Consider the following 24,048-nt stretch of genomic DNA (forward strand, 5'->3'; position numbering starts at 1 on the left):
CGCCCGGCTAGACGCGCTCGATAATAAACTCGAACGACAAATCCTCTCCGGCTTTTATCGTATACTCCTCATGCACCGGGGCGCCCCAGCTGTCGTCGCCGCCGACGCCCATCTGACGGCCCGCCACCGTGATGACGGTATAGTGCACGTCCGGCAGCTCGTAATGATGCTGCGCGTTCTCGAGCTCGAACGCCGTGTACGGGGAAATGCCGCACTCCACGGGCTCGTTCGCCGCGCTGACGCGGATGCCCTTGCCCTCCCCGTCGAGCACGGTTACGCGGCGTACGCCGGTGCGGTTGCCCGATTCCTGCGGGACGACGTAGCCGGACACGTTGCCTGCCGCCGTGCCGCGGAATAAGCCCAGCCGGGCGCCGCTCGCGCGGTCCGCGTAGTTCTCCTCGGGTCCCATCGCCAGCCATTCCAGTCGATCGTAATCCGCCGGCACCTTGAACGATACGGCGAAGATCGGCAGGCGCGGCAGCCCTTCGGCTCCCTTGTAATCCGCTTTGACACGAACGCTTCCGTCGCCGCGCACCGTATAAGCGACTCGAGCCTCGATCTTGTCGCTGATCGAGAAGGCGTAGCGATACGCGACCGTCGCGCTTCCGCCGTCTTCGGCTTCCGTCACTTCGATGCCGGTGCATTTGCGCGTCAAGCTCGCCGCGAACCAGGCGCCCGCGTCATACCCCTGGGCGTAGCCCCGATCATTGTCCGTCGTCGCCCGCCAGAACAGCGGCGCGGGAGGGGAGGCGATCATCTCCCGGCCGGCATAGCTCAGCGAGATCAGGCTCATCGCCTGCTTCGAGAACAGGATGCTGAAGTCATTTCCCTTAACGCCGACGTTCACGTCGCCGTGCACGACCTTTACTTTGCCGGCCGGGCTTGCGCCCGTTCCACCTTCCGGATTCAAAGCGACCGCGCCGACCCGGAACACGTGCTGCCCGAACGCAACCTCGTGTCCCGCATCCGCCCACGGCGTGCCCTCCCTCAGCTTATAGGCGGCATGAATGGCGTATTCGCCCGCCGGCAGCGCAGCCGGCAGCTCGATTGCTACGCGCAGCTCGCTCTTCGGCGCCACGACCGCTTCCACCAGGTGCAGCTCCTGCTTCAGGCCGTCGCGGTAAAGCGTATATTCCAGCACGAGCCCGGACGTGTCCGCGAACAGATTTTCGTTGCGCACCGTAATGCCGTTCCGGTCCGTGATCAGCTTAATGTTCTGATATAGGAATTTCACTTCCTGCATCTTCGGCGACAGCCTCCGGTCGGCATAGACGATCCCGTTCGTGCAGAACCCGTAATCGGTGGCCCGGTCGCCGAAATCGCCGCCGTACGCGAGAAACTCCTTCCCGTAGCGGTCCTTCTTCACGATCGCCTGATCGATGTAATCCCAGATGAAGCCGCCCTGGTACATCGGATATTTCCGCTCCAGATCGGTATATTTGCTCATGCCGCCGAGCGAATTGCCCATCGCGTGCATATATTCGCAGCTGATATACGGCTTGTCCGGGTCATTGTCCAAATACTGCTCGATATCCGCCACCTTGGCGTACATGCGGCTCTCCATGTCGCTCGCTTCGGTGAACTTGCGGTCGTAGAACACGCCTTCGTAATGAACGAGGCGGCTGCCGTCGACCGACCGGAAATAACGGGCAACGTCCACCAGCACATCGCCGACGTACGATTCGTTGCCGAGGGACCAAATCAGGATGGACGGATGGTTTTTATCCCGCTCGTACATCGAAATCGCCCGGTCCATAACGATATCGCGCCATTCCGGCTTGCTGCCCGGGATGTTCCAGGAAGGCTCGACGGCACCCATCTTCTGCCAAGAGCCGTGCGTTTCCAAATTCATCTCGTCGATCACGTAAATCCCGTATTCGTCGCACAGCTCGTACCAGTAGCTCTGATTCGGATAATGCGACGTCCGGACGGCGTTCAGGTTGTTCCGCTTAAGCGTTTTGATGTCCCACAGCATGTCTTCCTTCGTGATCGCCCGGCCCTTGCGGCAGTTGAACTCGTGGCGGTTGACGCCCTTGAACACGATGCGCACGCCGTTGATGCGCATGATTTTGTCGACCATTTCGAAGCGGCGGAAGCCGACCTGCTGCGGAATCGCTTCGACCGTACGCCCGGACCCGTCCGTGATCTCGATATAAAGCCGGTACAAATACGGAAGCTCGGCGCTCCAAAGCTTAGGCAATTCCACTACCACCCGAAGCGTGGCGTTCATGACGCCGCCGAGCTCCGTCGAAGAAGAAGCGGCCAGGTTGCCTTCGGCATCGTAAAGCGATAAGGTTGCCTTCGCACCGGCTTCGGGAGCGCTGCGAAACGAGAGTCCCGCCTGTAGGGTGCCCGCCTGGAACGTATCGTCGAGCTCGGCGCGAACGCTGAGGTCGTAAACGTGCACGTCAGGCACCGTATACAAGTAAACATCGCGGAAAATGCCCGAAAACCGCCAAAAATCCTGATCCTCCAGCCAGCTTCCCGTGCTCCGCTGATAGACCTCCACCGCCAGCTTGTTCTCGCCCTCCCGCAAATACGGCGTCAGCTCGTATTCGGATGGCGTAAAGCTGTCCTCTCCATAGCCGACGAAGCTGCCGTTCAGCCATACGTAAAACGCGGTCTCGACGCCTTGAAAGGAAATGTAAACAGGCTTTCCCTTCATCGATTCCGGCACGAAAAAGGCTTTCACGTAGCTGCCGACCGGATTATGGTCCTCGGAAACTTGCGGGGGACGCAGCTCCTCGTGCCCGTCCCACGGATACATCGTATTGACATATTGCGGACGGTCGTAGCCTTGCAGCTGAATATGGCCGGGCACCGTGATGTCGTTCCATCCCGCGCAGCTGAATTCTTCCTTATAAAAATCAACCGGCCGGCTGGCCGGATTTACCGCGTAGTTGAATTTCCAAGCGCCGTTCAGCGTATGGCGCATCGCCATCGGCCCCCGCCGCTTGGCCTCCTCCAGCGTTTCATAGAACACGTGGTCGGAATGGGCCGGCAGCCGGTTTACCTCGTAGACGCCGACGTCGCTAAGCCAGTCCAGGCTCGGCACTGTTGCTTTCATTGCGTTCTCTCCCACTCTATATATGCTTTTATTTTTTCAATAAAGAGCTCACTCGGTCAAAATAACGGGATTTGATGGATCTATTTCACCGGATTTGCTCCTGCTCAGCCGCTCCCCACCAAGCGCGATGAAACGGAGCGGAGAGGGCCGTTTGAATCCGAAGAAGCGCCAGCGGTCGCTTTTGAAATCCCCATTCTTCACCTCTAAACGTTTATTCGAAAAAGAGTGGGGTTTCAATGCGATCGCAGGATCAAACGGCCCGCGCAGCGGCAGCCCTTCACCGCTATTCTTCCCCACTCAAGCGCGATGAAACGGAGCGGAGAGGGCCGTTTGAATCCGAAGAAGCGCCAGCGGTCGCTTTTGAAATCCCCATTCTTCACCTCTAAACGTTTATTCGAAAAAGAGTGGGGTTTCAATGCGATCGCAGGATCAAACGGCCCGCGCAGCGGCAGCCCTTCACCGCTCCCGCTTTTCGCACTGTTTTCCCCGCGCCCCTACTTCACCGATCCGGTCATGCCCGCAACGAAATGCTTCTGCATCAGGAAAAAGACAAGCGCCGTCGGCAGCGTCGCGATCAGGATAACGGTCATAATGACGCCGTAATCCGGCGAGTAGCTCGAGCCGAGGTTTGAAATAAGCAGCGGAATCGTACGCTTCTCCGGCGACTGCAGCACGACGAGCGGCCACAGGTAGTTGTTCCAGCTCGACATGAACGTGATGATCGCGGCCGCCGCGTACGTCGTCTTCATCGTCGGCACGTAAATGCGGAAGAAGACGCCGAGCTCGCTAAGGCCGTCGATGCGTCCCGCTTCCAGCATGTCCTTCGGGAACATCTTCGTGCTCTGCCGGAAGAAGAAGATCAGGAAGGCCGTCGTCACCGTCGGCAGGATGACCGACGAGATCGTGTCGATGCCGATGACCGGCACCGTCTGCGAAATGCTGCCGAACATCCGGTACAGCGGCACCATCAGCGCGGCGAACGGAATCATCATGGACAGCAGCAGAATGCTGAACACCGTATCCTTCGCCTTCGTTCTGAAAATTTCAAAGCCGTACCCGGCCAGCGACGCGATCAGCATCGCGAGCAGCGTCGTCGTGACCGATATATAGGCCGAATTAAGCAGCGCCGGGACGAGATCGACGGATTCGAACACTTTCGACAAGTTCTCGCCGAGCGCGCCGCCGGGAAGGAGCCTCCCCTGCGTGACGTCGACGGACTTGTTCGTCGAGCTGACGATCATCCACAAGAACGGGAAGATCGACACGATAGCCGCGATGCTCAAGAAAACGTAGATAAATATCCGCTTAGCCATTCTTATCACCTGCCAATTTGAACTGAAGGATCGAGAAGATGACGATCAGGATGACGATGGCATACGAGACGGTCGCGGCATAGCCGAAATCCGGCGTATATTTGAACGACAGGTTGTAAATATACTGCGACAGCGTCATCGTCGCGTTGCCCGGTCCGCCCTTCGTAATGTTCATGACCTCGTCGAACAGCTGCAGCGTGCCGATCGTCGACGTAATGGACGTGAACAGGATGATCGGCTTCAGCAGCGGCACCGTTATCCGGGTGAACTGCGTAATGGAGGAAGCGCCGTCGATGCGGGCGGCCTCATAGATCGAGCCGTCGATATTTTGAAGCGCAGATAAATAAAAAATCATATTATATCCGGTCCAACGCCACGTAATGGCGATAATGATCGTAATTTTAGCCCAGAACGGGTCCGTGATCCATTGAATCGGAGCCGCAATGAGGTTCAGCTTCAGCAGCATGAGGTTAATCAGGCCGTCCGTGCCGAACAAATATTTGAAAATAACCGAGTAAGCGACCAGCGACGTCACCGCGGGCAGGAAGATCGCCGTGCGGAAGAAGCCCTTAAGCTTCAAGTCCTTGTCGTTGAGCAGCACCGAAATAAACAAAGCGAGCACGATCATGATCGGAACTTGGACGATCAGGTATAGAAACGTGTTTTTTAAAGCCGCGATAAACGTGGAATCCGTAAGCAGGCGGGTATAGTTGTCGATGCCGACGAACGACAGGTTCGTGCCCGTTCCCGATTGGAACGACATAATAAGCGCCTGAATCATCGGGTAGAAATAGAAGGCGCAAATCATGATGACCGCCACCGCAATAAAAGCCCAGCTGATGGCGTTCGTCTTCGCTTTTATGTTCATGGCCCTGGCTTCTCTCACAATCAAGGTCAGCTCCTCTCTTCTCCAATTTTAAAATAAACCTTGAAACCGGCCGCTTGCCGCCTTCATCAAGCATCGGCAAACGGCTGTTCCAAGGTTCTTCTTTGTCTAATCGTTCTTACTTGATTTGAGCGTCCGCTTGCTTCTGGGCGTCGGCCAGCACTTGGTCGATGGCCTTGCCGTTCAAATAGTTTTGCATTTCCACGACGATAATATCCTCGACCGCGTACGTATGCATGCCGTAATTCACGTTCGGAATTTCGGCCGTCCATTTCGCGAAGTCGGCTACGATATTCTGCCCGCCGAAGAACTCGTTCGGCGCTTTGTACGCGTCGCCTTCCGCAGCCGGCTTATACGTGCCGATGGCGCCGACGTCCGTAATCAGCTTTTGGTACAGGTCGACGTTCGAGCCCAGCGTGGCGCCGAGGAATTCGGCGGCCTTTTCTTTGCCGTCCACGTTCAGTACGTACCAGGAGCTTCCGCCAAGGCTCGACGCGTGAACCGATTCGGCGTTCTTGCTAAGCTTCGGCAGCGGGGCGATCGCCCATTTGCCGGACTGGTCCGCGGCAGCCGTAATCGATGGCGTGAACCAGTTGCCCGTTGGAACGGAAGCGACGTCGCCGCTGTTGTAGTTCGCCACGTATTGGCTCCAGTCCGCATGAATCTTCACGATGTTGGCTTCCATCATTTTTTTGTAGGTCTCGAAGGCTTCCTTGAGCGCTTCGTTGCCTTCCAGGTTGGCGGCTTTGCCGTCTTCGGCGAGGTACCAGGAACCGGCCGATTGGATCATCACGCGAAGGATGCCCATATCGTTCGGATCGAGGGAAATCCAGTCCTTGCCCGTTTTTTCCTTCACGGCTTTGCCGATTTCGATGTACTCGTCCCAAGTGATGTCCTGCAGATCTTCCATTTTGTAGCCGGCCTGCTCCAAGTAATCCGTTCTTACGTACAGCCCGGTTACGCCGGAATCGAACGGAAGACCGTAGTTTTTGCCGTCGACGCTCGTAGGCCCGATTTTGTAATCCGCGAAATCCGCCGCCTTGAAGCTGTCCGTCAGCGGATAGAACGCGTCCGGGTAAGCTTGCAGGAAGCTCTGGGCGCGGTAGTCCTCGATCAGCACGATATTCGGCAAGCCTTTCGTCGTTCCGGAGCTAAGGCCGGTATTCAGCTTCTGCACGATATCGTTCTGCGCGTTCTCGATAATGTCGACGGTCACGTCCGGGTGGTCGGCCGCGTAAGCTTCCTTCGCGAGGTTCATCGCTTTGATGTTGAAGTTCGGATCCCAAGCCCAAATCGTAATTTTGCTCGTATCCGGCGCCTCGCCTCCGGTATCTGCGCCGCCGTTGTTCGCGGCGTTGTTGCCGCAAGCCGAGAGGATCATGACGCTGGCAAGCAGCAGGGCAAACATTTTCTTCATGTCTAGACCTCCATCTCTGTTTATCTGTCCTGTAAGCGTTTCCCCGCCTACCCCATCATCTTAGCATTCGGAGGATTTAGGACGTTAGGATTATCTTTACCTTCACTTGTCAAATTATTATCGATTGCTCTCTCGGCTTTTTCGAATTTTGGACGATTTTTGGATATTGGTACGATTTTTATTCTTTTAGCGCCGGAAGGCGGATTTTGACCTTCGTTCCTTCTCCCGGCTCGCTGGTCACCGTCACCCCGTACGCTTCCCCGTACAGCAGCTTGATCCGGTCGTGCACGTTCCGAACGCCGATACCCGTAAATAATTGCCGTTTGCTCTTCGGGCTCGGCAGCGGGCTGCCGGACACGGCGTCCGCCATCCCGTCCCCGTTATCGACGACCTCGCATTGCAGCGCATCCGCCTCTCGGGCGACCATAATGTAAATATGGCCCTCCGGCTTGCGGTTAAACGCATGGAAAAAAGCGTTCTCGATGAACGGCTGGATGATCAGCTTCGGCACGTGGCAGCCCATGCAATCGGGCGCGATGAAATAGTTCACTTTGATCCGGTCTCCGTAACGGACGTGATTGATGAATACGTAGTTTTTCAAATTGACGAGCTCCTGGCTGAGCGGTATCGTCTCGCTAATATTGCCGATCGCGTTCTGCAGCAGCGAGATGAGCGCGTTGATCGTCTCGGCCGCCTTCTCCTTGCTGCCCTGCTGGACCATGAATTTCACCGATGCGAGCGTATTGTACAGAAAATGGGGATTGATCTGCTGCTGAAGCGCCTCGAGCTCCGCGTTCCGCTGCTGCTTCTGCGTCTGAACGAGCTCCTTCACGTACTCCTGCAGCTCGTCGAGCATGTCGTTGAACGCCCGCGCCAGCTGCCGGGTTTCGTAGCTCCCTCCCACGGTCACGTGATGGTCGAACTCGTATTTCGAGATCGTCGAAATTTGCTTGACCAGCCGCGACAGCGACTTCGTCATCCGGCGCGAGATGACGAACACGATAATGACCGCCGCGAGCGTGATGGCCATGACGCTCAGCGCGATCGTCTTCGTGTCGATCAGCTGCCCGATCGCCGTCTCCTTGTCGATCAGGTTCACCACGTACAAATCGAAGGAGGAAAGGTGCTCGGACAGAACGATTTGTTCGTGGCCCATAATGTCAGCGTCTTTGTAAGGAAGCCGCTCGTCTTCGATTTGCTTGGCATACCCCAGCAAATCGGCCGCGGGCATCCCGATCCGCTCCGGCCGGTTAGCCGACACGATCGTTCCCTCCCCGTCGAGGACGACGACGTCGTTGCCGAGGCTCGTGAAGCTTTCGTAGAATCGCCTGAACTCCCGCTCCGGGATCGAGAAGTACATCGTGCCGTATACGAAATCCGTCGTCCGGTCGATAAGCGCCTTGCTTGCCACGATCGTCGGACCGGCTTCCGGATTGTCGGAGCGCTGCGCGTCGTCGTACTGATACATAAGCCTTCTGGGCTCCTCCAGCGTCCTGGCCGTGATCGGATGCTTGCGGATTTCGTCGTCGGTCAGCGGCCAATACGAGCGGTCCGTCGCGTAGCTGCGGCCGTTCACGCCCGTGATCGTAATGCCGACGTCGTAGGCGTCTACGCCTGAGATGAACCTTTTCATCTGCTGGCTCATGCTGTAATAGGCTTTGTTGCGGGAAATCGAGTCGCCGTCCCCTTCCGTAAGGAAGCCCCGGATCGAGCCGCTCTGCGACATGTTGTTGGAAGCGATGACGATCGAGTAATTGAAAGAATCCATATTGCTCTTGATCTGCTCGATGACTTTGGAATTCGTAATGCTGAACGTCTCCATGAAGACGCGCTCCGACGTATTGATCGTCGTCCACGTCGTCGTGACCGATACGGTTACGAGACTGACGACCATGATGACGAACATTTTGACGAACAGCCCGTTATATTTAAAGCGATCCAGTAATCGTCTCATAACCATCTCTTCTCTATTTCATATATTGTCTGCGGTAGCGGCTCGGAGACAGGCCCGTCAGCTTCTTGAACACCTTCGTGAAGTAGCTGTGATCCGAATACCCGACCATGCCGCTGATTTCCGATATCGTCGCTTCCCCGCTGCGGAGCAGCTCCGCCGCCTTCTCCGTCCGTACCCGGTGCAAGTAATCGATGAAGCCTTCGTCATGATGGGTGGAGAAGTAGCTGGACAGATACGACGGGTTAAAATGAAAATGCTTCGCCATCTCCGTCAGGCTCAGCGGCTCCGCGTAATGCTCGTCGATATAGTCGAGCAGCCGCTTCATGTTCGCGTTGCCGGCATGGGCGGCCCTGCCCTCGATGCTTCGGCCCGCCTCGGCAATGAACGCCTCCAGCTTCGCGATCGCTTCGTCCGCGCTTCGGGCATCCTCGATCGCTTTGAAATATGCGTATTTGTTCTTCTCCAGCTCCTTGACGTCATAGCCCATGTTGCTGAGCAGCACGGTCATGTTGAAAATAAGATTGCCCAGAAACGACTTGAACTCGAACACGTCGGTTTTGTAATTGCCGGCCATCGCCCGGACATGCCCGCGCAAATCGGCGAACGCTTGCCCGAAGCGCTCCCGCTTGAACTCGTCGGTGAACCGGTTCAAATGAAAGCTCTCGGGAGCCGGCTGCGGTTCGGGCAGCTCATTATCGATCAGAACGCGCTTCCCCGGCAAAAAAAACGCGTAATCCAGCAGCTTCAGCAAGCTGTCTCTGTAAACCGCGCCGAGCCGCGAAAATTCGGCGAACGGCTCGCTGACGGCAAGGGCGGTCTCCGGAGCGGCGTTCGCCGCGATGCCGGCGATTTCCCTTGCCAGCCCGGGCAGCCCGTCCAGGCCGCCGCGCTCGACGTTCAGCAGCAGCGCCGCTACGTTCTCGCCCGTAGGCAGCAGGCGGTACGCGGCCCCCGGCAGCCGGCTTTCGATCTTCTTCTCGACCTGCTGCGTCAAGCTCTCGTAACCGGCCAGCCATCTCTCCCGCAAGCCCTGCAGGCTCACGCCGAACAGGCAAAACCACGGATGCGGAAATACGGCCCTGATTTCTTCCTCCTCGTATTCCGCCGTATAACCGGACAGCATGCTCTCCATCAGCCTGTCCGGCGAGAAGCGGTAGCCGCTCTCCGCTTCGACCGGCCGCAGGCCCGGAATTTTGTCCGCCGTCAGCTTCAGCACCGCCAGCAGATGCTGCATGTCCAGCTTCGGCTTCAGGATATAATCGGCGACGCCGCTCTGGAACGTTGACCGGACGTAGTCGAATTCCCCGAAGCTGCTCAGCACGATCACTTCGATCTCGGGGTAGAGCAGCTTAATCTGCTTGGTCAGCTCCTCCCCGTCCATGACGGGCATGACGATATCGGTCAGGACGATATGCGGCCGCAGCTCGCGGATCCGCTCCAGCGCTTCCTTCCCGTTCGACGCTTCGCCGACGATATGGAAGCCTTCCTGCTCCCAGTTCATGAAATGCTTGATGCCCTGCCTGATCAACACTTCGTCATCCACGATCAGCACCTTGCAATATTGTAACGTCATCTCGGACGATCCCTCCCGGCAACCTACATGAAAGTAGCTTTAGTATATCCTGTCCGGCCCCGCATGTGTAAAACGGCCGTCGCTCTCGCGGAGCGGCCGCCGGCGCAGCACGAAGAGCCCGACCCCGGCGCTCGGCCGGAATCGGGCTCATTGTTCGATTGCGTATTACTTCAAAAAGCCGAGCAGCATCTCGCGGATGACCTTCGCCGCCACGATCTGCGTCTGCTCCGTCGGATCGTAAGCCGGCGCCACCTCGACGAGGTCGCAGCCGACCACGTTCACGCCGGAACGCGCGATGGCGTGAACCGCTTCGATCAGCTCCTTCGATGTAATGCCGCCCGCTTCCGCCGTGCCCGTGCCCGGCGCCGCCGACGGATCCAGCACGTCGATGTCGATCGTCAGGTAAACCGGGCGCCCGGCCAGCTCCGGAAGCACCTTCTTCAGCGGCTCCAGCACCTCGAACGGGTGGAAGTTGATGTTCTCGCGCGCATACGCCCATTCCTCGCGGGAGCCGGAACGGATGCCGAACTGGTAAATGTTCTTGCCGCCCATCAGGCCGGCCGCCTTGCGAAGCGGCGTCGAGTGCGACAGCGGCTCTCCTTCGTACTGCTCGCGCAGGTCGGCGTGAGCGTCGAAGTGGATGATCGCGAGATCCGGATATTTCTTGTAGACTTCCTGGAATATCGGCCAGGATACCAAGTGCTCGCCGCCGAGGCCGAGCGGCATCTTGCCGTCCGCCAGGACGCCGCGCACGAAATCGCCGATTATGTCGAGGCTGCGCTGCGCGTTGCCGAACGGCAGCAGCAGATCGCCGGCATCGAAATAGTCGATGTCCTCAAGGCTGCGGTCGAGGTAAGGGCTGTACTCTTCAAGCCCGATCGATACCTCGCGGATGCGCGGAGGACCGAAGCGCGAGCCCGGGCGAAAGCTGACCGTGAAGTCCATCGGCATGCCGTAGATGACCGCTTTGGACGCTTCGTAGTCGTCGGAGCTCAGGATGAAGACGTTGCCGGAATATTTTTGATCCAATTTCATGAGGCTTGTCCTCTCTTTCTATGGCGTAGCCGTCCTTATTTCACGAGGTCTTCGACGAACTTCGGCAGCACGAATGCGGCCTTGTGAAGGCGCGGCGTATAATATTTCGTTTCGATCTCCGGAATGGACGATTCGTCGACGGCGAGCGGGTCGTGCTTCTTGCTGCCCATCGTGAACGTCCAAAGGCCGCTCGGGTACGTCGGGATGTTCGCGCCGTACACGCGCACGATCGGGAACACTTCCTTCACGTCCTTGTTCACGCTTTGGATCAGGTCGGCCTTGAACCAAGGGTTGTCCGTCTGCGCGACGAAGATGCCGTCCTCCTTCAGCGCTTCGTAGATGCCTTGGTAGAAGCCGCGCGTGAACAGGTTCGCCGCAGGGCCTACCGGCTCGGTGGAATCGACCATAATGACGTCGTACGTGTTTTTGTGATCATGAATATGCATGAAGCCGTCGTTTACGAGCACCTCAACGCGGGGGTTGTCGAGCTCGCCGGCAATCGTAGGCAAATATTTTTTGGAATACTCGATGACTTTTCCGTCGATATCGACAAGAACGGCTTTCTTCACCTTAGGGTGCTTCATGACTTCGCGGATAACGCCGCCGTCGCCGCCGCCCACTACGAGCACGTGCTCGGGATTCGGATGCGTGAACAGAACCGGATGAGCAACCATCTCATGGTAGACAAACTCGTCCTTCACCGTGGTCATGACCATGCCGTCGAGCACCAGCATCGTTCCGAACTCTTCCGTCTCGATCATATCGAGCTGTTGAAAGTCCGTTTGTTCGTTTACATAAGTTTTCGTAATCTTCGCCGTAATGCCGAAGCTCTCGGTCTGTTTCTCCGTATACCACAATTCCATGTCGATATATCCCTTCTTTCCTTCAATGGTTCAACCTGTATTATAGTGAATTGCTTCAAAAAAGCAACCTTTTCCAAGCCCCTCCGCAAAAAATTAATAGGCCGCCGCCGCGTCCCCGTGAATAGCGGGTATCCGCTTTTTCCATACTAAGGAAAAGCCGATCAATTGCGAATTTTTGTCACCCGAAGGGAGCACGACTCCATGAACAAGCCTTCCAGGCGGCAAGGAAAGACGAGGCGCCGGCCCGCTTTTCCTATTATAGCCGAGAGGTTTCTATCCCATGTTCTCCATATGAAAAAATGGCTGAAGCTGGCGGCCGCCGCGTTCGCGGTCGTCGTGCTCGTTCTGGCCGGCACCCTTATCTATTTAAGGACGCAGTCGCTGCCCGCCGCTTCCATCAGCCAGACGTCCCAAATGCTCGATCTGCACGGCAACGTTATCGATACGTTCCATGCCGGGGAGAACCGCCGCTCCGTGCCGCTCTCCTCGATCTCCCATTACGTCGTCGACGCGACGCTGGCGATCGAAGACCGCCGCTTCTACGAGCATCGAGGCTTCGACATGAAGGGAATGGCGCGCGCCGTCATGGTCAACGTCCAGAGCATGTCCGCGAGGCAGGGGGCAAGCACGCTCACGCAGCAGCTGGCGCGCAATTTGTATTTGACGCACGAGCGGACATGGCAGCGCAAGCTGAAGGAAGCGATGTACACCGTCCAGCTGGAGATGAATTATTCCAAGGACGAAATTCTCGGCATGTACTTGAACCAGATCTATTACGGCCACGGCTCGTACGGCATCGAGGCGGCGGCGATGATGTACTTCGGCAAGCACGCCTCCGAGCTTACGCTGGCGGAGAGCGCCATGCTCGCCGGCATTCCGAAGGGGCCGAAATATTATTCCCCTTACTTGAACATGAAAGCGGCGAAGGACCGGCAGCTGACGATCTTGCAGGCGATGCTGGAGGGCGGCTCGATCACGGCGGAGCAAGCCGACGCCGCCTATGCGGAGATGCTCGACTTCCGGCCGCTCGGCGCCGGGCAGCAAGAGGGCTTTGCCCCTTACTTCCGGGACTATATCCGCTACGTCGCGGTCGACAAGCTCGGCATCAACGAGCAGCTGCTGAACGAGGGCGGCATTACGATCCATACGACGCTCGATCCCGCCATGCAGGCAGTGGCGGAGGAAGTGATCGCGAAAGGCGTTCCCGAGAGCTCGGAGCAGCAGGCCGCGCTGGTCGCGATCGATCCGCGCAGCGGCTACATCAAGGCGATGGTCGGCGGACGGGACTACAAGAAGAACCAATACAACCGCGTCTTCGCGAGCACGCGCCAGCCCGGCTCCTCCTTCAAGGCGTTCCTGTACCTGACCGCGCTGCGCAGCGGCTACATGACGCCCGTCACGCGCTTCAAGAGCGAGCCGACCGTCTTCACGTACGACGAAGGGCGCAAGACGTACGAGCCGAGCAATTACGGCGACAAGTACGCGAACGACTACATCGACATGCGCAAAGCGCTCGCGAGCTCGGATAACATTTACGCGGTCAACACGATCATGACCGTCGGCGCCGACGCCGTCATCGACACCGCGCGCAAGCTGGGCATCGACAGCCCGCTGCAGCCGGTTCCGTCGCTCGCGCTCGGCGCATCGCCGGTCAGCCCGTTCGAGATGGCTTCCGCGTTCGGCACGTTCGCCGCCGGCGGCGTACGGGTCGAGCCGATCGCGATTACCCGGATCGAAGACCGCAAAGGCCAAGTCTTATATGAAGCGAGCCGCGAAGCCGAGCAAGTCATCTCGCCCGCCGAGGCTTACGTCATGACGAGCCTGATGCAGAGCGTCTTCGAGGAGGGCGGCACCGCCCACCGCGTCTCCTCGGCGATTAAGCGGCCCGTCGCCGGGAAGACGGGCACGACCCCGTCCGACGCCTGGCTCGTCGGCTACACGCCGGAGCTGGCGACGGCCGTATGGGTCGGCTACGACAAGGACCGCAAGCTGACGGTCGCGGAGGCTTACCGAGCGGCGCCGATCTTCGCGCGCTTCACGGAGAAGGCGCTCGCCACCGTGCCTCCGAAGATGTTCCCGGTACCCCAAGGCGTCGTCACCGTCGACGTTGATCCGGCCAGCGGCAGGCTGGCCGCGGCGACTTGCCCGGACAGGCGGCCGGAGACATTCCTCATCGGCACCGAGCCGAAGGAGGTATGCGGCGAGCCGGCGGCGGACCCATCCGGTACGAACGGCAAGGAAGGCTCGCCCAAGGCGCGGCGTTCTTGGTGGGACGACTTCAAGCGCTGGTGGACGGATTAACGAATAGCCCGGTATTAAGAAACCTCCGGCGCGCGCTTTCGATCGGAACGAAAGCGCGCAAGCCGGAGGTTTTTTTCGTGCCGATTCCATGAGAATCGCCGAAATTGACGTGGCCCATTAACGCCGGGACAATCGCCTCCCTCTTCGCCTCCTTCCCGGTCAAGCGCCGATTTTTGTCCGAATTATGATCAGAAAGTGAATTTTCTTTGAACAAATTCGAAAAAATGTGATATAGTAAACATAAGAAAACACTTACAATTCATCGGGAGTGTTCATTATGACGACGAAAACAGCAACAATCAGCCAGACGGGACCGACGAAGTCGGATGTCAAGCGGCTGGTCAAAGCGATGACCGCCATCGCGTGGGCCGTCCTGATCGTCGGCGTTGTGCTTTGCGTAGCCAACCTCAGCCATTTCAGCGATCAGAACGTCGGACTTATGGTCGGCATCGGCTTTCTTATCGGCAGCGTTCATATTTACGTGATCGGAACCGCGATCGGACTCGTGCATGCGCGGCTTCACCAGGAGACGCCGAAGATCGACCAGGGTGACGAGTAACCGGATTTGACAAATCACAAAAAAACGACGCATCCGCCTCGCAGGCAGCTGCGTCGTTTTTTGTTGTCTAATGAAACGATTGAATATGATGCAATAAGTCCTCCGCCGAATAGCCGCCGTCCACGTTAATCCGCGGAAGCGCGTACGGGTCCGTCCCTTTCCGAATCAAGCCTTCCCGCGTCGTGTACATAAGCGAATGCCCGGTCGACACCGCGGCCGCGATGACCGAGCGGTTATAGCTGCCATACGGATAGGAGAGCGCGAATACCCGGTTGCCTACGTTCTTCTCGATCATGGAACGGGATTGCCGCAAATCTTCGAAAATCCGCTTCTCGTATTCCGCCTTCGTCTCCAACCGGTCGTTCACATAGAGGCGCGACGTCAATGCCGGTCCCTTCCCTCCTGCCGTCCTGCCGTAGAAATGGGCGTCGAACGTATGGTTATGGATGTCGATGAAGCCCGACCGGTACATCTCCAGCGCCTTCTCCCACGAGAAATGCGGGATGACGCCGGGCGTCCTGCCCCTGAACGAGGAGATGACGAATATCGTCGCATAGAAGCCTTCCTCGGCGAGTATGGGATAGGCCAGCTCGTAATTGCTTTCGTAACCGTCGTCGATGGTAAGGATGACCGACTTCTCCGGAAGCTTCACCTGCTGATCCCCCTGCAGAAACGCCAGAAGATCCTGCTGCCGGATGGGCACGTAGCCTTCGGCCTTCAGCGCGCGCAGCTGGCTTCTCAGCCTCTCCGGATGAACGGTCACGCTGCTCTGCTCCTCCTTCTCGGAGAAGTGATGATACATAAGCGCGGCGATCTTCGGGGACGAGCTGAGCTTCGTTTCTAATAATGGAAGCTTCTCGTGCATGTAGTAGACCGGCTTCCGGCGATCGTCGTAGAAGACGAGGACGTAACCGAACTGTCTCTGCGTATCCCGGTCCAGCAAAGGTGACGCTCCGAGCGTTAGCGGCCGCGAGTAGAACCGGTTCGCCGATTGATCGCCAGGCACCGGATGCTCGTCCGTCAGCCTGCCCGTCCGGAGCAGCTCCCCGTAATCGAAGCTTCCGTTCTTCAACGCCGCCGCCGCTTGCTCGTAACGGACCGTCTCGTCGTACGTCCGAAGCGCGGCGGATGCGTATTCAGCGGCAAGCGGAGCGTATAGTTCCCCGCGGCGGATGACGACATTCAGCGTTCCGTAGCTCGGCCGGGTGACCCGTATGCCGCCGGAATCCTCCAGCAGGACCGGTGCGTGATCGATGAGTCCGGCTTCCATCGCCGCCTCGTAAGCAATGACGCCTTGCTCGATCAGCTGCTGCGCCAGCGTCTTTCCCGTCTCCTTCAAGGGCGCTTGCAGCGCATGATACGAGAGCCAGGCGACGTCGCCTCTGGTGAACGTTCGCGCCGACAGCTCCTTGTTCTTCTCGTCCGGGATGACATTCAGCTGCACCAGCTTGCCGAGCGCCTGATTCGGCTTGAAATCCCCCCGATCCTCCCGGTACCCGAGCGCGCGCGCCATCATGGTCGCGTATTGCGAAGCGGTTATGTACGTGCTTGAACCGAACTGTCCGGCCGATATGCCGTTGATCAGTCCGCTCGCGTGCAAATAGGCGACCGCCGGATACGCCCATTGGGGCACGTCGCGATAAGGCAGCGGTTCCGTTACGGTCAGGGAGGCCTTCTCCTTGCCGATCAGCCGAACGAGCATCACCGCCCCCTCGGCCCGCGTGAGCCTTCGGTCAAGCTCGAGTCCCGCCTCCGTCCCCTCGAACAATCCCAGCTCGTTCAGCAGCCGCGCTTCGGCTTCATGGCGATTCGCCGCCGCCGACGCGCCGGCTGCAAACAAGTGAAGCCATGCAAGCTGCAGCGCCAGCATTCCCAATATGATCTTTTTCATTCTCCTGACGACCCCCGACTTTTACTGCAAGAATATGAGACTATTTATCTAGTAAATATTGATCAAATTATATTCGTATCTAGTATATTTGTCTCATATCTTTTTTCGCTCGGTAGGACCGGATTCGGCAGGCTGCATGGGCGAAAATCAAATATGGCGGAATGCGTACAAAGCGTTTTTGACGGTCGGAAGCTTGCGGATCGGAAATACTTGCGGATGCATTCGAAGACGCGGAGGCATGCAAAAAATAACTGTTGTCGAAGCGGTGAACAAACTTTGGCGGAATTAAGAAAAATTGTTGACGTAATTGTTAACCGGGCAGTTATCGCGCGAAGGATCTGCTATTGTAATCGTAAGCAGTCATTTTGAGGAGTGAAACGAAATATGAGACCGTATATCCGTATAATGACACCCGTAGTACTTTTGCTAATGGCCTTGACGCTTTCCGGCTGCGGCGAACAATTCATCGTCCTCGACCCGAAAGGTCCGATCGGCGAAGCGCAGAAGGATCTGATCTATATCACGACGCTGCTGTGCGCGGTGATCATCGTGCCCGTGCTCATCCTGTCGGCGATCATCATCTGGCGCTACCGAGACAGACCCGGCAGCAAAGCCTCCTACAAGCCGGAATGGGAGCACAGCACGAAGCTCGAGGTGATCTGGTGGGGCATCCCAATCGTCATCATCCTCATTCTTGGGGGCATTACGATCAAATACACGTACGACCTGGAGCCTTCGAAGCCGATCGCTTCCGAGAAGGAGCCGATAACGATACAAGTAACTTCGCTCGACTGGAAGTGGCTGTTCAAATATCCGGAGGAAGGCATCGCAACGGTCAATTACATTAAAATACCGGAGGACGTGCCGGTGAAATTCCAGCTGACGTCGGACACCGCGATGAACTCGTTCTGGATCCCGCAGCTCGGCGGCCAAATTTACACGATGTCCGGCATGGCGATGACGCTGTTTCTGCAAGCCGACGAACCGGGCACCTACTACGGCTCCGGCGCGAACTTCAACGGCAAGGACTTCGCGAAGATGACGTTCGAGGTGGACGCGACGTCGGAATCGGATTACAAGGCGTGGATCGAGGAAGTGAAAGGAACGTCTCCCGCGCTGACGTTGGCCGGCTACGAGGAGCTGACCGAGCCGGGCTCGTCGGACACGATGATGTTCTCCAGCTTCCCGGAAGGGCTGTTCGACCAGGTCGTCCGGCAGTACGTGAACGGCGACGGCGGCGCCCATCAGCATCACGGCGGCGCGGCATCGGAGCCGGCCGGCCATGAAGACGAAGCGGCGGCGGAAGACGGCGGCGAAGAGAGTCATTCCGATCATAACGCGGGCAATCATGCGGGTCATTAGCCCATAACGAAAGGAGACCCCCCATGCTAGATAAAATAAAAGATTTCGCTTCCGAGTTTTTCGTTACCGGCGATCCGCTTGTTCTAGGGGCTCAAGTATCGATCGGATTATCGATCGTCGCGATTATTTTCGCGCTCACTTTCTTCAAAAAATGGAAATGGCTTTGGACCGAATGGCTCACCAGCGTCGACCATAAAAAAATCGGCATCATGTATATTATCGCTTCTATTCTTATGCTGTTCCGGGGCGGCGTCGACGCGCTGCTCATGCGCGTGCAGCTTGCCGCTCCGCAGCTGGACTTCCTGCACGCCGAGCACTATAACCAGATCTTCACGACGCACGGCGTCATCATGATCCTGTTCATGGCGATGCCGCTCATGTTCGGCTTGTTCAACATCGTCGTCCCGCTGCAGATCGGGGCGCGCGACGTCGCCTTCCCGTTCCTGAACTCGCTCAGCTTCTGGATGTTCTTCTTCGGAGCGATGCTGTTCAACGTATCGTTCGTCATCGGCGGCTCGCCGGACGCGGGCTGGCTCGCTTACCCGCCGCTCTCCGAGCTGTCGGGCAGCCCGGGCCTCGGGCAGGACTTCTATATTTGGGGCATACAGATATCCGGCATCGGCTCCTTGGCGACGGGGATCAACTTCATCGTGACGATCCTGAAGATGCGCGCGCCGGGCATGAAGCTGATGCAAATGCCGATGTTCGTCTGGTCGGTATTGTCGTCCTGCATCACCATTATTTTTGCATTCCCGATTCTGACCGTTACTTTGTTCCTGCTGTTCCTCGACCGTTACCTGGGCGCCCACTTCTTCACGCTCGATGGCGGCGGCAATCCGATGATGTACATCAACCTCATCTGGATGTGGGGGCACCCGGAAGTTTATATCGTCGTCTTGCCCGCGTTCGGCATTTTCTCGGAGGTCGTGTCGGCCTTCTCGAAGAAAAAGCTGTTCGGTTACAAATCGATGGTGTTCGCGCTTATGTCGATCAGCTTCTTCTCGTTCTTCACCTGGGCGCATCACTTCTTCACGATGGGCTCCGGCGCAGACGTGAACGCGTTCTTCGCCATCACGACGATGCTGATCGCGATCCCGACCGGGGTGAAGGTGTTCAACTGGCTGTTCACGATGTACCGCGGCCGCATTACGTTCTCGACGCCGATGATGTGGGCGGTCGCCTTCATCCCGTGCTTCGTCGTCGGGGGGATGACCGGGGTCATGCTGTCGGTCGCGCCGGCGGACTTCCAATTCCATAACAGCTACTTCCTGATCGCGCACTTCCACCAGGTGCTGATCGGCGGCGTCGTGTTCGGCTACTTTGCGGGTCTCTACTACTGGTGGCCCAAAATGTTCGGCTTCCGCCTGCACGAAGGCATCGGCAAATGGGCGTTCTGGTTCTGGAACATCGGCTTCTACGTATGCTTCATGCCGCAGTACGCGCTCGGCCTCATGGGCATGACGCGACGTGTCAATGCGTACGACTTCGACATGGGCTGGCAGCCGCTTAACGTGGTGTCCACGGTCGGCGCCTTCCTGATGGGTCTCGCGTTTATTTTTCAAGTATGGCAAATCGCGCATAGCATCAAGTTCTACAAGAAAGAGAAGGACGGGGACGCATGGGACGGCCGTACGCTCGAATGGTCGATTCCGTCGCCGGCGCCGCTCTACAACTTCGCCCGCCTGCCGCGGGTGACGAGCCAGGACGACTGGTGGGAGAGAAAGCAGCGCCGGGCGAAGGGCGAGCCCGAAGAGCCGCTTGCGCCGCTCGAGCCGATCCACATGCCGAAAAACTCGGGCATTCCGTTCATCATGTCCGTCTGCTGGTTCACGGCCGGCTTCGGGTTCGTATGGGACTGGAAGTGGATGATCGTGCTCGGCCTGGCCGGCGTCATCGCATGCATGCTCGCCCGCTCGTTCTCTTACGATACCGACTACTATATTCCGGTCGATGAGATCGAGCGGACGGAAGCTGCGTTAAGGGGGACAAAATAATGGCACATGCAACGACCAAGTCCGCCGCCGGCGCGCATGGCGGCGGCCACGGGGCCGGCCATGCCGGCGGGCATCATGAGGAGCATCACGATCAGGAATCGCTCAAGACGTTCGGCTTCTGGCTGTTCCTGATCACCGACGTCATCTTGTTCGGCACCTTGTTCGCGACGTTCGTCGTCCTCCGTCTCAATACGGACGGCGGCCCGACCGGCGCGGAGCTGATCGAGCTGAACGGCATCATCGCCTCGACGTTCATCCTGCTCACGAGCAGCTTCACGAGCGGCGTCGCCGTCCTGGAGATGAACAAGGGCAACAAGCGCGGCCTTATTCTATGGCTCGCGATCACCGCGCTGCTCGGAGCGGCGTTCATCTACCTGGAAGTGACCGAGTTCATTCACCTTGTACACGAAGGCGCCACGATCGGCACAAGCGCTTATTGGTCGGCCTTCTTCACCTTGGTCGGCACGCACGGGCTGCACGTCTCGGTCGGCCTCGTCTGGATGGTCGCGCTGATGCTGCAGCTTAGCCGCCGCGGCATTACGCCGGTCACGACGCGCAAGGTGAACATCATCAGCTTGTACTGGCATTTCCTCGACGTCGTATGGATCTTCGTCTTCACGATCGTTTACTTGATGGGGGTGATGTAGGATGGATAAGCACAACACGCAAGCACGCGATGGGCACGGCTCGCACGGCGGGTCGCTGAAGTCTTACGTCATCGGCTTCCTGTTCTCGATCGTTCTGACGATTATTCCGCTCGTCGTCGTCATGAACGATCTGCTGAGCAAGACGGCGACGATTGCGGTCATACTCGTCATGGCCGTCCTACAGTTCCTCGTGCAGCTGCTCTTCTTCATGCACATTCGCGACGAAGAGAAGCCGCGCTTCAACCTGATGGCGCTCATCTTCGGCCTCGTCATCCTGGTGACGATCGTCGCCGGCTCCATCTGGATTATGACGTACAACGCCGTAGCGACTTAAACCGGCATGGATCATAGGCTGCGCAGGGTTATAACACGACCCGGCGCAGCCTTTTTTTCGTCACGCTTAAAAAACGACTATAAGCAAACTCTCCCTACCGCTGCCGCCTCCGCGCATGACATACTCATGGAGACAGAAGCAAGATCATCGAGACGGAGGCGATACGAATGAACATTACGCTTAGAGCGCTGCGGCTGCCGGAGGATTACGAGGCCATCGCGCGGCTGCTGAATACGGTCTGGTCCGAGCCGTCGACGGCCGACAGTCTGCACGAAGCCGACGAGAAGCTGTATGAGGTCGGGCATACGTGGATGGACGAGAACGGGCTGCTGGCCGGCTACGACCGGGAGCGGCGAGTTGCCGTGACGGAGGACGGCGAGATTATCGGATACGCCTGGTCGTGGAGAGCGCCGTGGACCGAGCCGGGCTACCTGTGCAACACGCTCGTCGTGGCGGAAGCCTGCCGCAACCGAGGCGCCGGGAAGCTGCTGCTCCGGCACATGGCGGAATGGGCATCCGGCCTCGGCGCTTCCGCGATGCTGGCGGAAGTATGGGACGACAACGAAGCCGCAATCGGTTTCGCGCGAAGAAGAGGGTTCGTCATCGAGCGGCACGCCTACCAATCGCTGCTTCGTCTTGGCGGCGATAACGAACGGCTGGAGCGCGCGTTGTCGGGCTTCACGGAGCCGCCGGGCATCCGCTTCCTGACGCTGGCCGACGAGCCCGGCGAGAATAGCGAGCGGAAGCTGTTCCGGGTATACGAGGAATCGATGCGGGACATTCCGAGCTTCCTGGGCGACATGCCCGATTTCAACGAGTGGCGCAAATGGTATTTGCAGGTCGACGGTTACGCCCCGGAACGCGTCATCATTGCCGCGGACGGCGACCGGTTCGTCGGGCTCACGAACGTGCTGCTTAACGCGCAGACGGGAGGCATGTACCACGAATATACGGGCGTAAGCCGGGATTATCGCGGAAGAGGCATCGGCTCCGCATTGAAGGTGAGAGCGGTGCGGCTGGCGCAAGACAAGGGCGCCGCTTATATTCGGACCGATAACGACTCGCTCAACGAGCCGATTTTGAAAATCAATCGTAAGCTCGGGTATGAGCCGCTTCGCGGAGCGTACCGGATCGTCGCTCCGCTCGAGCACGTTTTGCAATCGTTCGACGTTATGGAAAACATTCCCTAAACCTCTTCGATATGTTACGCTATGGATACGACTTACTATTAATGCGTATTGAGAAGATATCGTTTGGGAGTGTATGATGCAGAACAAAATCGACGAAATTATACGCCATTACTTTAATGATGCCGCATACGATATCGATCCGGTTCCATTTGGTTTGACAAACCTCACACGGATTTTAACGATTAATGGTCGCAAATATGTGATTCGGGTCTACAACCGGCACACCAAAGATGCAGCAAGCATTCAATTCGAAGCCCGGCTGATGGCGTATTTAACGAATCAGGAGCTTTCCTTTACGGTCCCTGTATTCCTGAATACGAATGGCGGAAAGCCATATGTACAATTATCCGATGGAACGCTTGGCGCCGTCGTTTCGTTTGTCGAAGGGCACGTCCCGGACCTGTCAACCGCTGATCAAGCCGCTGAGCTAGGCAGAGTTGTCGGCGAGCTCTCTTCAGCGCTTCGACGTTATAAGCCGGAATGGAATGACGAAGGGACCCCGTTTACGGATATCTACCATCTGCATCCTTTGGCCGATTGTCGCGCCGTTGCCGCATTTATCGATAACCCGCCGTTCGAAATTGCGCAAGACTCCCTCCATTTCTATAAAGAGACCGTCGCCAACGCGGAGCAAAGTAAACGGGAATGGCTGGACTTGCCCAAGCAGCTTGTCCATCATGACTTGTTAATTTATAACCTGCTCTCAATAGATAACCGCATCCATGGCGTTTTGGATTTTGACTTTACATCGCTCGATATTGGATTTATGGAATTCGCCATTTCCTTTAATCATGTCGTTCAGATGACAAACGGTGCGTGGGAGCCGATCGAGGCGTTTATTAACGGTTACGCTCAATATAGAAAAAGTTCGGCTCTTGAGTGGAATCAGCTTCGGCTGTTGACCCGGATCTACCACATTGCCGTCCTTCATATTTACATCGGCCAGCACTATTCGGGAGTAACGATCGAGAAGCCGTTCCATTACATTCTGGATCAATTCCGAACAAGGGATGAATGGTTACTCGCACATCGCGACCCATTAGAGCTGTTGTTCAACAAATGCTTGATCGAGCGCTAACCTGGCGCGGACACCTGATCATTTTCCAATCGTGTGGCTAGGAGGCGGCTGACATTAAACGTTTGATCAAACTATTACGGCTTGCTGTTATCGTTATTGTGATCTCCTTAACCGGAGCGCTTATTCACGTCAAATATAATCCCCCGCTGGATGCTTACGGCATAGGATCATCGTCCGACAAACGCGTGTTGTTAGTGGGGGTCGGAAATAAGAGCCGCTTTGCCGAGATTCGAATCGAGGATGTTCTTGTCAATGACAATACCCGGCCGTCAAACGTAAATATCCAGGTGAGCGATCCGTCAAAGGGATTCATCGTATCGGATGATCCCGAAGCGGAAGAGGCGCAAAATTATCATTTCGAGGATTTGAACGCCATCCGCCTACAAACCGATACGGATCGCCAAGAACAGGCGAGCGGCAAGGCTTCCGGCAAAGACACCGTCTATGCGGTCACCATTGGCCATGACGAAAGCATTCATCAAGTCAGCATTGCTTACCGTTATCTCGGTCTTCCTTACCGAGAGGTTATCCAAACGAAATGGTGATTATAATGAAAAATATGTAACGAGCACCTACGGTCCGTA

18 protein-coding genes are annotated in these 24,048 nt (G+C 57.3%); 9 read left to right on the forward strand and 9 right to left on the reverse strand.

The window, feature by feature from the left end:
- Positions 1-7 precede the first annotated feature (7 nt).
- The 8 genes from IDH41_RS23725 to speE all read right to left on the reverse strand — a co-directional run bounded on the left by IDH41_RS23725 (position 8) and on the right by speE (position 12,108).
- Positions 8-3,067 (reverse strand): glycoside hydrolase family 2 TIM barrel-domain containing protein, encoded by a 3,060-nt coding sequence (locus tag IDH41_RS23725; RefSeq protein ID WP_190865547.1) that lies wholly within the window; start codon positions 3,065-3,067, stop codon positions 8-10.
- A gap of 494 nt (positions 3,068-3,561) precedes the next feature.
- Positions 3,562-4,380 carry a carbohydrate ABC transporter permease gene (locus tag IDH41_RS23730; RefSeq protein WP_190865549.1) on the reverse strand — a complete coding sequence of 273 codons (819 nt, stop codon included), beginning with the start codon at positions 4,378-4,380 and terminating at the stop codon, positions 3,562-3,564.
- A complete protein-coding gene (locus tag IDH41_RS23735; RefSeq protein ID WP_190865551.1) occupies positions 4,373-5,248 on the reverse strand; it encodes a carbohydrate ABC transporter permease in 876 nt (291 codons plus the stop codon). The genes IDH41_RS23730 and IDH41_RS23735 overlap by 8 nt, the downstream gene beginning before the upstream one ends.
- A gap of 136 nt (positions 5,249-5,384) precedes the next feature.
- Positions 5,385-6,683 carry an ABC transporter substrate-binding protein gene (locus IDH41_RS23740; protein ID WP_190865553.1) on the reverse strand — a complete coding sequence of 433 codons (1,299 nt, stop codon included), beginning with the start codon at positions 6,681-6,683 and terminating at the stop codon, positions 5,385-5,387.
- A gap of 178 nt (positions 6,684-6,861) precedes the next feature.
- Entirely contained in the window at positions 6,862-8,637 is a 1,776-nt protein-coding gene (locus IDH41_RS23745; RefSeq protein WP_190865556.1) for a sensor histidine kinase, read from the reverse strand.
- Between the two features lie 13 nt (positions 8,638-8,650).
- Complete coding sequence (locus tag IDH41_RS23750; RefSeq protein ID WP_190865558.1) at positions 8,651-10,210, reverse strand: response regulator transcription factor; 1,560 nt, start codon at positions 10,208-10,210, stop codon at positions 8,651-8,653.
- A 165-nt stretch (positions 10,211-10,375) separates the two neighbouring features.
- Positions 10,376-11,245, reverse strand: a complete 870-nt coding sequence (speB, locus tag IDH41_RS23755) for an agmatinase (protein WP_190865560.1) — start codon at positions 11,243-11,245, stop codon at positions 10,376-10,378.
- Positions 11,246-11,280: 35 nt separating this feature from the next.
- Positions 11,281-12,108: a polyamine aminopropyltransferase gene (speE, locus tag IDH41_RS23760; RefSeq protein WP_190865562.1), complete on the reverse strand. Its 828-nt coding sequence runs from the start codon at positions 12,106-12,108 to the stop codon at positions 11,281-11,283.
- Between the two features lie 201 nt (positions 12,109-12,309).
- Here speE and IDH41_RS23765 point away from each other — a divergent pair, with 201 nt between their 5' ends.
- A complete protein-coding gene (locus IDH41_RS23765) occupies positions 12,310-14,409 on the forward strand; it encodes a transglycosylase domain-containing protein (RefSeq protein ID WP_190865564.1) in 2,100 nt (699 codons plus the stop codon).
- Positions 14,410-14,686: 277 nt separating this feature from the next.
- Entirely contained in the window at positions 14,687-14,968 is a 282-nt protein-coding gene (locus tag IDH41_RS23770) for a hypothetical protein (protein ID WP_190865566.1), read from the forward strand.
- A gap of 67 nt (positions 14,969-15,035) precedes the next feature.
- On the opposite strand, the gene IDH41_RS23775 is transcribed toward IDH41_RS23770, so the two are convergent.
- Positions 15,036-16,859, reverse strand: a complete 1,824-nt coding sequence (locus IDH41_RS23775; protein ID WP_190865568.1) for a polysaccharide deacetylase family protein — start codon at positions 16,857-16,859, stop codon at positions 15,036-15,038.
- A 384-nt stretch (positions 16,860-17,243) separates the two neighbouring features.
- Here IDH41_RS23775 and cyoA point away from each other — a divergent pair, with 384 nt between their 5' ends.
- The 7 genes from cyoA (at position 17,244) to IDH41_RS23810 (ending at position 24,009) form a co-directional block, all read left to right on the forward strand.
- Positions 17,244-18,221, forward strand: coding sequence for a ubiquinol oxidase subunit II (cyoA, locus tag IDH41_RS23780; RefSeq protein WP_190865570.1), 978 nt, complete (start codon positions 17,244-17,246; stop codon positions 18,219-18,221).
- Positions 18,222-18,244: 23 nt separating this feature from the next.
- The gene (locus IDH41_RS23785; protein ID WP_190865572.1) at positions 18,245-20,215 is read left to right on the forward strand and encodes a cbb3-type cytochrome c oxidase subunit I; all 1,971 of its coding nucleotides are present in this window, start codon (positions 18,245-18,247) and stop codon (positions 20,213-20,215) included.
- Entirely contained in the window at positions 20,215-20,862 is a 648-nt protein-coding gene (cyoC, locus tag IDH41_RS23790; RefSeq protein ID WP_190865574.1) for a cytochrome o ubiquinol oxidase subunit III, read from the forward strand. Before IDH41_RS23785 ends, cyoC begins: the two co-directional genes overlap by 1 nt.
- A gap of 1 nt (position 20,863) precedes the next feature.
- Positions 20,864-21,196, forward strand: a complete 333-nt coding sequence (cyoD, locus tag IDH41_RS23795; RefSeq protein WP_190865576.1) for a cytochrome o ubiquinol oxidase subunit IV — start codon at positions 20,864-20,866, stop codon at positions 21,194-21,196.
- Between the two features lie 167 nt (positions 21,197-21,363).
- Positions 21,364-22,386, forward strand: a complete 1,023-nt coding sequence (locus IDH41_RS23800; RefSeq protein ID WP_190865578.1) for a GNAT family N-acetyltransferase — start codon at positions 21,364-21,366, stop codon at positions 22,384-22,386.
- 76 nt (positions 22,387-22,462) lie between these two features.
- Positions 22,463-23,464: a phosphotransferase gene (locus tag IDH41_RS23805; protein ID WP_190865580.1), complete on the forward strand. Its 1,002-nt coding sequence runs from the start codon at positions 22,463-22,465 to the stop codon at positions 23,462-23,464.
- Positions 23,465-23,526: 62 nt separating this feature from the next.
- Positions 23,527-24,009, forward strand: coding sequence for a hypothetical protein (locus IDH41_RS23810; RefSeq protein WP_190865582.1), 483 nt, complete (start codon positions 23,527-23,529; stop codon positions 24,007-24,009).
- Positions 24,010-24,048 lie beyond the last annotated feature (39 nt).

Origin of the sequence: Paenibacillus arenilitoris, from assembly GCF_014705655.1 — a bacterium.
GTDB classification, from domain to species: Bacteria; Bacillota; Bacilli; order Paenibacillales; family Paenibacillaceae; genus Pristimantibacillus; species Pristimantibacillus arenilitoris.

Bases quoted from the DNA above. Each gene is read 5' to 3' on its own strand.
- IDH41_RS23785 (WP_190865572.1), top strand. From the start codon at position 18,245: ATGCTAGATAAAATAAAAGATTTCGCTTCCGAGTTTTTCGTTACCGGC.
- IDH41_RS23730 (WP_190865549.1), bottom strand. From the start codon at position 4,380: ATGGCTAAGCGGATATTTATCTACGTTTTCTTGAGCATCGCGGCTATC.
- IDH41_RS23770 (WP_190865566.1), top strand. From the start codon at position 14,687: ATGACGACGAAAACAGCAACAATCAGCCAGACGGGACCGACGAAGTCG.
- IDH41_RS23775 (WP_190865568.1), bottom strand. From the start codon at position 16,859: ATGAAAAAGATCATATTGGGAATGCTGGCGCTGCAGCTTGCATGGCTT.
- IDH41_RS23725 (WP_190865547.1), bottom strand. From the start codon at position 3,067: ATGAAAGCAACAGTGCCGAGCCTGGACTGGCTTAGCGACGTCGGCGTC.
- IDH41_RS23735 (WP_190865551.1), bottom strand. From the start codon at position 5,248: ATGAACATAAAAGCGAAGACGAACGCCATCAGCTGGGCTTTTATTGCG.
- speB (WP_190865560.1), bottom strand. From the start codon at position 11,245: ATGAAATTGGATCAAAAATATTCCGGCAACGTCTTCATCCTGAGCTCC.
- IDH41_RS23740 (WP_190865553.1), bottom strand. From the start codon at position 6,683: ATGAAGAAAATGTTTGCCCTGCTGCTTGCCAGCGTCATGATCCTCTCG.
- IDH41_RS23745 (WP_190865556.1), bottom strand. From the start codon at position 8,637: ATGAGACGATTACTGGATCGCTTTAAATATAACGGGCTGTTCGTCAAA.
- cyoC (WP_190865574.1), top strand. From the start codon at position 20,215: ATGGCACATGCAACGACCAAGTCCGCCGCCGGCGCGCATGGCGGCGGC.
- IDH41_RS23750 (WP_190865558.1), bottom strand. From the start codon at position 10,210: ATGACGTTACAATATTGCAAGGTGCTGATCGTGGATGACGAAGTGTTG.
- IDH41_RS23800 (WP_190865578.1), top strand. From the start codon at position 21,364: ATGAACATTACGCTTAGAGCGCTGCGGCTGCCGGAGGATTACGAGGCC.
- speE (WP_190865562.1), bottom strand. From the start codon at position 12,108: ATGGAATTGTGGTATACGGAGAAACAGACCGAGAGCTTCGGCATTACG.
- cyoD (WP_190865576.1), top strand. From the start codon at position 20,864: ATGGATAAGCACAACACGCAAGCACGCGATGGGCACGGCTCGCACGGC.
- cyoA (WP_190865570.1), top strand. From the start codon at position 17,244: ATGAGACCGTATATCCGTATAATGACACCCGTAGTACTTTTGCTAATG.
- IDH41_RS23765 (WP_190865564.1), top strand. From the start codon at position 12,310: ATGAACAAGCCTTCCAGGCGGCAAGGAAAGACGAGGCGCCGGCCCGCT.
- IDH41_RS23805 (WP_190865580.1), top strand. From the start codon at position 22,463: ATGCAGAACAAAATCGACGAAATTATACGCCATTACTTTAATGATGCC.